Origin of the sequence: Longimicrobium sp., assembly GCA_036389795.1 — a bacterium.
Taxonomy (GTDB): Bacteria; Gemmatimonadota; Gemmatimonadetes; order Longimicrobiales; family Longimicrobiaceae; genus Longimicrobium.
The window spans coordinates 1-8,669 of the sequence record DASVWD010000109.1 but is presented as its reverse complement, the minus strand read 5'-3'; the positions used below and the strand labels follow the sequence as shown (position 1 = coordinate 8,669).

Sequence of the window (8,669 nt, the reverse complement as noted above, 5' to 3'; positions counted from 1 at the left end):
CCAGGGTGGAGAGCGCGTAGCGCGACGCCTGCAGCGGCGTCTGGAGAGGCTCGGCTACAAGGTGGAACTGCGGAAGGCCGCCTGAAGAGCGCGACCCCGGCTCCGTAGTTTCTATTCAGGAGCCGCCGCGCGGAATCGTCGGAATGCACGGATGCCGGGGCGGCGACGAAGGATCTGCGGGTCGGGCTCGAGCGTGAGCCTGGCATCTGCGCAATCCCCGTCCGCAGATCCTTCGGGCGCACGAGCTCTTGTGCAGATGCGGCTTCGGTGCATGCGCCCTCAGGATGACAGCTTGGGTCGCGAGTAGTGAAGAGTCGTGTGCACGTTCTGAAAAACCAAACGAGGTCGGACCCGGACACCAGACATCGAATGATCGAGCACGCGGGGCACTTTCGCGGCGAGGGGCGGCGGTTCGGGATCGTCGTCAGCCGCTTCAACGACTTCATCACGCGGCCGCTGCTGGCGGGGGCGCGCGACTGCCTGCTGCGCCACGGCGTGCGCGACGACGACGTCGAGGCCGTCTGGGTGCCGGGCGCCTGGGAGATCCCGGGGGCGCTCTCCGTGCTCGCGAAGAGCGAGCGCTTCGACGCGCTGATCGCGCTGGGCTGCGTGATCCGCGGCGCCACGCCGCACTTCGACTACGTGGCGGGGCACGCGGCCAGCGGCACGGCCGCCGTCGCCGCGGCCCACGACCTGCCTGTGGTCTTCGGCGTCCTCACCACGGACACCATCGAGCAGGCCATCGAGCGCGCCGGGACCAAGGCCGGCAACAAGGGGTGGGACGCCGCCCTGGCCGCGCTGGAGATGGCCGACCTGTACGCGAAGCTGAAGAACGGGGGGGAGGCGGGGTGAGAAGCCGCAGCAAGGCACGGGGATGGGCGCTCCAGGGGCTCTACGCCTGGGAGTCGCGCGGGGGCGAGCCCGAGGGCGCGATCCGGGTGCTCCAGACGCTGTTCTCGACCCTCAGGGTCTCCCCGCACAACCGCGTCTACGCCGAGGTGCTGGTGCGCCTGGTGGCCACCAACCTGGCGCGCATCGACCGGGCGCTCGACGAGTCGCTCACCAACTGGCGGCTGGAGCGGCTGGCGGCCATCGACCGCAACGTGCTGCGGCTGGGGGTGGCGGAGATGCTCTATGTCGACGACGTCTCGCCGCGCATCACCATCCGCGAGATGGTGCAGCTGGCCGAGAAGTACGGCACCGCCGAGAGCCCGCGCTTCGTCAACGGCGTGCTGGACGCCGTCATGCGCCGCGTGGCGCCCGAGAAGGCGGCCGGCCCGCCGCAGTGAAGCTCCTCGTCCTCAACTGGCAGGACCTGGGGAACCCGCTCTCCGGCGGCGCGGAGGTCCACCTCCACGAGGTCTTCGGCCGCCTGGCCCGGCGGGGGCACCAGGTCTCGCTCCTGGTCTCCGGCTGGAACGGCGCGCCCGCGCGGTCCGAGGCCGGCGGGATGCGCATCCACCGCGCCGGCGGCCGCCACACCTACCTGCTGGCCGCCGCGCCGTACTACCGGCGCCACCTGGCCCGCGAGCGCTTCGACGTGGTGGTCGAAGATCTCAACAAGGTCCCCCTCTGGACGCCGTTCTGGGTCCGCCGCCCGCTGGTGCTCCTGGTCCACCACCTCTTCGGCGGCACCGCCTTCCGCGAGGCGTCGGTCCCCTTCGCCGCGGCCACCTGGCTCCTGGAGCGCCCGATCCCCCTGGTCTACCGCCGCCTGCCCGTGGAGGCCGTCTCGGAGAGCACGGCCGACGACCTGGCGGCGCGGGGACTCCCCCGCGAGCGCATCCGCGTGATCCACAACGGGGTGGACGTGGACTTCTTCCGCCCCGACCCCGACTGCGAGCGGACCACGCGGCCCACCTTCCTCTCCGTGGGCCGGCTCAAGCGCTACAAGCACATCGAGCACACCGTCGAGGCCGTGGCGAAGCTCAAGGAGCGCGGCACGCCGGTGCGCCTCATCATCGCCGGCAAGGGCGACGACGAGCCGCGGCTGCGGCAGACGGTGGAGCGCCTGGGCGTGCGCGGGCTGGTCACCTTCGCGGGCTTCGTCACCGAGGAGCGCAAGCGCGAGCTGATGCGCACCTGCTGGGCCACGGTGCAGCCCTCGCCCAAGGAGGGGTGGGGGATCACCAACGTGGAGGCGGCCGCCTGCGGCACCCCCACCGTGGCCAGCGACTCGCCGGGGCTGCGCGAGTCCGTCGTCCACGAGCGCACCGGGCTCCTCTACCCGCACGGCGACGTCGACGCCCTGGCGGACGCGCTCGCCCGGCTGGCGGGCGACCGCGCGCTCGTGGGCCGCTTCGGCAGGGAGGCGAGGGCGTTCGCGGAAGGCTTCACCTGGGACCGCGCGGCGGAGCTGACGGAGGCGCACCTGGCGGAGGTGGCGGAGGGGCGGGGAAAGGCGGCGGGTTGAGGTCGGCGGGCCGGTTGCGATCCTGATCGGGACCTCGTAGGGGCGAGGCCTGCCTTGACCGGCGGATGCTGGCCCGTGCGCGGGAGGCGGCCTGTTGCGCGGATGCCGGCCGTGCTCGGACTCGCAGGCTCGCCCCTACGGAACCCATCGCGGCGAGCGGCCTCCGTCGCGACGGGCCGAGACCTGGTCCTGCGGTAAGCTCTCCCTCTCCCGCGCAGCGGGGGAGGGCCGGGGAGGGGGCACCCCCGGCGGCGTTCCACGATGCCGGACACGGCGGATCGGCGTCCCGTCCGCCCCCCCGCCCTTGTCAGCCGGGCGCGGGTGTGGCATCCTGAGCGCGAGCCCCGAACATCGATCACCCGAAGGGAGCGGCGCTTGCCGGGAACGCTGACGGTGGACGAGCTGCTGCGCACCAAGCGGGAGTCGCTCGCGCTCGAGCTGCTCACCGACGGGCGCGGGCTGCTGCGCGAGATCCACAACCCCGACATCTCCAGCCCGGGGCTGGTGCTCACCGGCTACACCGAGCGCTTCCCCTCGGACCGCCTGCAGGTGCTGGGGGAGACCGAGGTGTCGTTCCTGGAGTCGCTCGACGAGGACCGGCGCAGGGCGGCCGTCGAGGCGTTCCTCTCCTTCGACATCCCGGCCATCTTCATCACCAAGTCGCAGGAGGCCCCGGAGCCGCTCGTGGAGGTGGCCAACCAGGTGGGGACGCCGGTGATCCGCACCGACCTGAAGACGGCCGAGTTCTACACGCGCATCAAGCCGTTCCTGGAGGAGCGCTTCGCCCCCACCACCACCATGCACGGCTCGCTGGCCGACGTGTACGGGGTGGGGCTGCTCTTCATCGGCGCCAGCGGCACGGGGAAGAGCGAGGCGGTGCTGGACCTGGTGGAGCGCGGGCACCGGCTGGTGGCCGACGACCTGGTGATGATCTCGCGCCGCGGGCTGGAGGTGCTGATCGGCAAGGGGCACGAGCTGCAGCGCCACCACATGGAGATCCGCGGCGTCGGCATCATCGACGTGCAGAAGCTGTTCGGCATCCGGGCCATCCGCCTGCAGAAGCGCATCGAGGTGGTGGTGCAGCTCGAGGTGTGGGACCAGAACGCGCACTACGACCGCACGGGCCTGGACCCGCAGTACATGGACATCCTGGGGGTGCCGGTCCCCAAGGTCACCATCCCCCTGGTGCCGGGGAAGAACATCACGGTGGTGTGCGAGGTGGTGGCCATGAACCACCTGCTCAAGTACGCGGGGGTGGACACGGCCGCCGCCTTCAACCGGCGTCTGCAGGCGCGCATGCTGGGCACCACGGAGTACCTGGAGGAGGACTATGAGTGAGCCGGTCCGCGGCGTGGTGCTGGCGCACGCGTCGCTGGCGGACGGCCTGGCGGCCTCGGTGCGCGCGATCGCGGGGGTGGGCGCCGACGTGCTCGTCCCCCTGAGCAACGAGGGGTGCGGCCCCGAGATGCTCCAGGGCCGCCTGCAGGAGGCGATCGGCGGGCCGGGCCCGGCCATCGTCTTCACCGACATGGGGAGCGGGAGCTGCGCCTTCACGGCGCGCCGCATCGCGCTGGAGCGGCCCGACACGGGGCTGGTGACGGGGGTGAACCTTCCCGTGCTGCTGGACTTCGTGTTCCACCGCGAGATGCCCCTCGGCGAGCTGGTGGACCGGCTGGTGGAGAAGGGGCGCGCCGGGGTCACCGGCGCCCACCGGGAAGGCGCGGCGCATGCCGATCGTGCTCTTTCGGGTTGACGAGCGCCTGATCCACGGCCAGGTGACGGTCGGCTGGGGCGGCCCGCTCCACGCCGACCGCATCGTGGTGGTGGACGACGACCTAGCGGCGAGCCCCTGGGAGCAGGAGCTGTACTGCCTGGGCGTGCCGCCGGAGATCGAGGCGCGCTTCCTGGCCGTGGCCGAGGCGCGCCGCGACTACGCGGGGTGGCGGGACGACGTCCGGCGGACCATCGTGCTGGTGCGCGACGTGGCCACCGCCAGGCGCATGGCCGAGGGGCGGCTCCTGCAGGGCGAGGAGGTGAACCTGGGCGGGATCCACCACGCCGCGGGGAGGACCAGCATCCTCCCCTACCTGCACCTGCGCCCCGACGAGCAGCGCGACCTGGCGGCCATCGCCGCCGAGGGCGCGAAGGTCTCGGCGCGCGACCTCCCGGCGTCGCGGCGGGTGCCGCTGGAGGAGCTGACGGGAGGGTGAGGGAAGAAGTACGGGAGTACGAAAGTACGAAGGTAGAAGCGCGGGTCGGTTCCGCGCTGGAGGTCGGACCTCGCGTTGTGTTCTCCCCCTTTCCCCCATTCATTGGGGGAGAGGGGGTCGGGGGGAGAGAGGGCCCTCGCGGCCGCGCGGATGCTGGTCGAAGTGCAAATCGCCGTTCGTCGTTTTCCTGATTGACACGAGAGAGATGATCCCCGAGCCCCTGCTCCTGCTCGCGCTCGCCCTGCTGGGGGGCGCCGTCGCGCTCGACGGCACCTCGGTGGGGCAGTTCATGGTGAGCCGCCCCCTGGTGGCGGCCACCCTGGGCGGGCTGGCGGCCGGGCGGCCGGCGGAGGGGATCCTGGTGGGCGTGGCGCTGGAGGCGCTCCACCTGGCCGTGCTCCCCGTGGGCGCGGCCACCTACCCCGAGGCCGGCCCCCCCGCGGTGGCGGCCGGGGCGCTCTTCGCCCTGACGGCGCAGTCGTACTACGCCAGCACGGGCTTCTCCACCGCCGAGGGCCCCTACGCGGCGCTGCTCGTGATCGTGCTCTTCACCCTGGCCTGGGAGTGGGTCGGCGGGCGCACGGTGGTGGCGCTCCGGCACTACAACGCGCGCTTCGACGGGGTGGAGCCGGGGGGGACGCTGGAGCCGGCCGCGCTGGCCCGGCGTCACTGGACGCCGGTGGCGCTCGACTTCGCGCGCGGCACCTTCCTCACCGTGGCCGCCGTGGTGCTCCTGGGGGCGCTGCTCGGCGCGCTGGAGACGCGCCTGATGGCGTTCCCGCCGCGCTGGGCCGCGCTGGCGGTGGGAGCGGCCATCGCCGCGGGGACGGCGTCGGGCTTAAGGCTCTTCGGGCGCGCGCGCTGGCCGTTCTTCGCGGCCGGGGCGGCGCTCGGTGCGCTCTGGCTCTTCGTGCGATGAGCGACGTCCCCGTGTCTCCCGCCCTGCCGGCCGAGCCGGCCGGCCCCGCCGGGCCCGCCCCGCCGCCGGCGCCGTCCGCACCGGCCCCGCCCGCGGCCGCCGCGGTGCGGGCCGAGGTCCCGGCGGCGGTGCGGCGGCGGATGCTGCTGCGCAGCTTCATCGTGCAGGGGTCGTGGAACTACCAGTCGCTGATCGGCACGGGTCTGGCGTTCGTGCTGGCGCCCGCGCTCCGGCGGGTCTACACCGATCCCGAGGCGCTCCGCCGCGCGCTCGCGCGCCACGCGGAGCTGTTCAACAGCCACCCGTACCTGGCCACGGTGGCCGCGGGGGCCGTCGCGCGCCTGGAGGCCGACGGGGTGCCGCCCGAGACGGTGGCGCGCTTCAAGAGCGCGCTGCGCGGCTCGCTGGGCGCGCTCGGCGACCGCCTGGTGTGGCTGATGTGGCGCCCGGCCAGCCTGATGCTGGGGCTGGCGCTGGTGCTGGCGGGCCTCCCCTGGTGGACGGCCGTGGCGGCGTTCCTGCTGGCCTTCAACGCCCTGCACCTGTACCTGCGCGGCTGGGGCCTGCGAGCCGGTCTGGAGCAGGGGCTGGAGGTCGGCCGCGTGCTCAGGGCGTTCCCCTTCCAGCGGCTCGGCGACCGGGCCGCCAGCGCGGGGGCCGCCTTCGCCGGGGCGGCCGCCGTCCTGGCCATCGGCAACACCGTGCCCAACGTCCCCGGCTGGCCGGGGTGGGTGATCGGCGCGGCCGCGGCGGCGCTGGGGGTGGCGCTGGGGCGGCGCGTGCGCGCCGTGGCCGCGGCGGCGCTCCTGGCGGTCCTCCTCGCGGGGCTCGTCCTCGCGCGTCCCTAGACCCCGCTACCGAAGAGCGGATGGAAACGCAGTCCGAAGTGCAGATCGTCAACAAGTACGGGCTCCACGCGCGCCCCGCGGCGGAGCTGGTGAAGCTGGCCAACCGCTTCGCCTCCGACGTCTGGATCCGCAAGGACGACGTGGAGGTGAGCGGCAAGAGCATCATGGGGGTAATGATGCTGGCGGCCGAGTGCGGCTCCACGGTGCACATCCGCGCCCGGGGGCAGGACAGCCGGGACGCGGTGGACGCCCTGGTGGAGCTGATCCGCAACCGGTTCGGGGAGGACTGACTTGAGCCTGGCCCGCGACGGGATCCCGGCGGCGCCGGGGATCGTGATCGCCCCCGCGCGGGTGCTGCGCTGGGAGGTGCCGCGCGTCCCCCACGGCGCCACCGTGCCGCCCGAGCAGGTGGAGGCCGAGGTCGCGCGCTTCCTGGAGGCGTGCGAGTGGGCCAAGGAGCGCATCCGCGTCCTGCAGGCCCGCACCGTCCGGACCATGGGCGAGGTGGAGGCGCAGATCTTCGAGCCGCAGGTGCTGATGCTCGAGGACGCCGACCTCATCCAGGGCACCATCGGCTACATCCGCGACAACCACCTGACCGCCGAGCGCGCCTTCGAGTGGCGGGTGCTGGAGTGGGAGTCGGTGCTCTCGCACACCAGCCACCCGATGGTGCTGGACCGGCTCAACGACCTGGCCGACGTGCAGACGCGCGTGCTGCGCCGGCTGATGGACCTCCCCGACCCCGACGTCACCCAGCGCACCGACGACAAGACGGTGATCCTGGTGGCGCGCGAGCTGACGCCGTCAATCACCGTGCAGCTGGACCCCGAGTACGTGGTGGGGATCGCCACCGACCTGGGGACGCGCACCTCGCACAGCGCCATCCTGGCCCGCTCGCTCGACATCCCCTGCGTGGTCTCGCTCGGCGACGTCTCGGAGCTGGTGCGCGACGGGCAGGAGCTGATCCTGGACGGGCGCACGGGCCGGGTGGTCGTCGAGCCGAGCGACGAGGAGAAGCAGACGTACCGCCAGCGCGACTTCGCCATCCGCGAGTGGGAGCAGGAGCTGGTGCTGCTGGCGCACCTGCCCTCGCGCACCCGCGACGGGGTGGAGGTGGCGCTCCGGGCCAACATCGACCTCCCCGGCGAGGCGACCAACGCGCGGGCGCACGGCGCCAACGGGGTGGGCCTCTACCGCACCGAGTTCCTGGTCGTGGGCCGCGGCACCGCCCCGGGCGAGGAGGAGCAGTACCGCGCCTACCGGCAGGTGGCCGAGGCGTTCCCGGGGCAGCCGGTGGTGATCCGCACCTTCGACCTGGGCGGCGACAAGTTCCCGGCGTTCCTGCACATGGCCCCCGAGGAGAACCCCTTCCTGGGGTGGCGGGCGATCCGCGTGTGCCTGGACGAGCCGCAGATGTTCCGCACGCAGCTGCGCGCCCTGCTGCGCTCCATGGCGCACGGCGACGTGCGCGTGATGCTCCCCCTGATCAACGAGATCGCCGAGGTGGAGGCCACGCGGCGGCTGCTGGACGAGTGCGCGGCGGAGCTTAAGGCCGAGGGGCACGCGCTGCCGGGCGGGTGGAAGCTGGGGGCGATGGTGGAGACGCCGGGGGCCGCGCTCTCGGCGCCGGAGCTCGCGCGCCACGTGGACTTCTTCTCCATCGGCACCAACGACCTGGTGCAGTACACGCTGGCCGTGGACCGCGGCAACTCGCGCCTGGCCCGGCTCTACAAGCCGTTCCACCCCGCGGTGGTGCGGCTGCTGGACCAGGTGGCGCGCGCGGGCCGGGAGGCGGGGATCGAGGTGGCCGTCTGCGGCGAGATGGCCGCCAACCCGCTGGCCGCCTTCCTGATGATCGGGATGCGGGTGGGGAGCCTGAGCGTGGGCTCCGCGTCGCTCGCCGAGATCAAGAAGGTGATCCGCTCGGTGACCTACGAGCAGGCGGCCGAGGCCGTGCGCGAAGCGCTCAAGGCCCCCACCGCCGACGACGTGGTGCGGGCGCTCACCGCGCGGCTGGGGGCGGTGCTCGACCTCTCCAAGTTCGCGGGCCCGTGGACCGCCTCCCCGGAGCACTGAGCCGGAAGATCGGCCGTGTCGCGGTCATCCTGAAGAGAGTGTTTCCAATACCATAGAAACGTTGTCATCCTGAGCTCGACTTTGGCCCTTTCACGCGGCGTAGGCCAAAGCATCAGTAAGGCGTTGGAAAAGCGGGTCTGGAATTAGGTCGTAGTCGTCGCTGAATCGCGAGTGCCACATATTCGCACACGACCAGAGATGAC

At 72.8% G+C, this 8,669-nt stretch carries 10 protein-coding genes; all 10 read left to right on the top strand.

Translation table 11 applies throughout. From position 1 onward, the window contains the following. The first annotated feature begins 369 nt into the window (after window positions 1–369). The 10 genes from ribE to ptsP all read left to right on the top strand — a co-directional run bounded on the left by ribE (window position 370) and on the right by ptsP (window position 8,466). On the top strand, window positions 370–852 hold the full coding sequence (gene ribE, locus VF746_14790) for a 6,7-dimethyl-8-ribityllumazine synthase (GenBank protein ID HEX8693687.1): 483 nt from the start codon (window positions 370–372) through the stop codon (window positions 850–852). Next, window positions 849–1,289 carry a transcription antitermination factor NusB gene (gene nusB / locus VF746_14785; GenBank protein ID HEX8693686.1) on the top strand — a complete coding sequence of 147 codons (441 nt, stop codon included), beginning with the start codon at window positions 849–851 and terminating at the stop codon, window positions 1,287–1,289. The genes ribE and nusB overlap by 4 nt, the downstream gene beginning before the upstream one ends. After that, window positions 1,286–2,413, top strand: coding sequence for a glycosyltransferase family 4 protein (locus tag VF746_14780; GenBank protein ID HEX8693685.1), 1,128 nt, complete (start codon window positions 1,286–1,288; stop codon window positions 2,411–2,413). The genes nusB and VF746_14780 overlap by 4 nt, the downstream gene beginning before the upstream one ends. 375 nt (window positions 2,414–2,788) lie before the next feature. Then, window positions 2,789–3,751, top strand: a complete 963-nt coding sequence (hprK, locus tag VF746_14775; GenBank protein ID HEX8693684.1) for an HPr(Ser) kinase/phosphatase — start codon at window positions 2,789–2,791, stop codon at window positions 3,749–3,751. Then, the gene (locus VF746_14770; GenBank protein HEX8693683.1) at window positions 3,744–4,166 is read left to right on the top strand and encodes a hypothetical protein; all 423 of its coding nucleotides are present in this window, start codon (window positions 3,744–3,746) and stop codon (window positions 4,164–4,166) included. The genes hprK and VF746_14770 overlap by 8 nt, the downstream gene beginning before the upstream one ends. Beyond that, window positions 4,150–4,623: a PTS sugar transporter subunit IIB gene (locus tag VF746_14765; GenBank protein ID HEX8693682.1), complete on the top strand. Its 474-nt coding sequence runs from the start codon at window positions 4,150–4,152 to the stop codon at window positions 4,621–4,623. Before VF746_14770 ends, VF746_14765 begins: the two co-directional genes overlap by 17 nt. A 205-nt stretch (window positions 4,624–4,828) precedes the next feature. Continuing rightward, window positions 4,829–5,542, top strand: a complete 714-nt coding sequence (locus VF746_14760) for a PTS sugar transporter subunit IIC (protein HEX8693681.1) — start codon at window positions 4,829–4,831, stop codon at window positions 5,540–5,542. Continuing rightward, complete coding sequence (locus VF746_14755) at window positions 5,539–6,390, top strand: PTS system mannose/fructose/sorbose family transporter subunit IID (GenBank protein ID HEX8693680.1); 852 nt, start codon at window positions 5,539–5,541, stop codon at window positions 6,388–6,390. Before VF746_14760 ends, VF746_14755 begins: the two co-directional genes overlap by 4 nt. 20 nt (window positions 6,391–6,410) lie before the next feature. Continuing rightward, window positions 6,411–6,680 carry an HPr family phosphocarrier protein gene (locus VF746_14750; protein ID HEX8693679.1) on the top strand — a complete coding sequence of 90 codons (270 nt, stop codon included), beginning with the start codon at window positions 6,411–6,413 and terminating at the stop codon, window positions 6,678–6,680. A gap of 1 nt (window position 6,681) precedes the next feature. Beyond that, window positions 6,682–8,466 carry a phosphoenolpyruvate--protein phosphotransferase gene (gene ptsP / locus VF746_14745; protein HEX8693678.1) on the top strand — a complete coding sequence of 595 codons (1,785 nt, stop codon included), beginning with the start codon at window positions 6,682–6,684 and terminating at the stop codon, window positions 8,464–8,466. The last annotated feature ends 203 nt before the right edge of the window (window positions 8,467–8,669 follow it).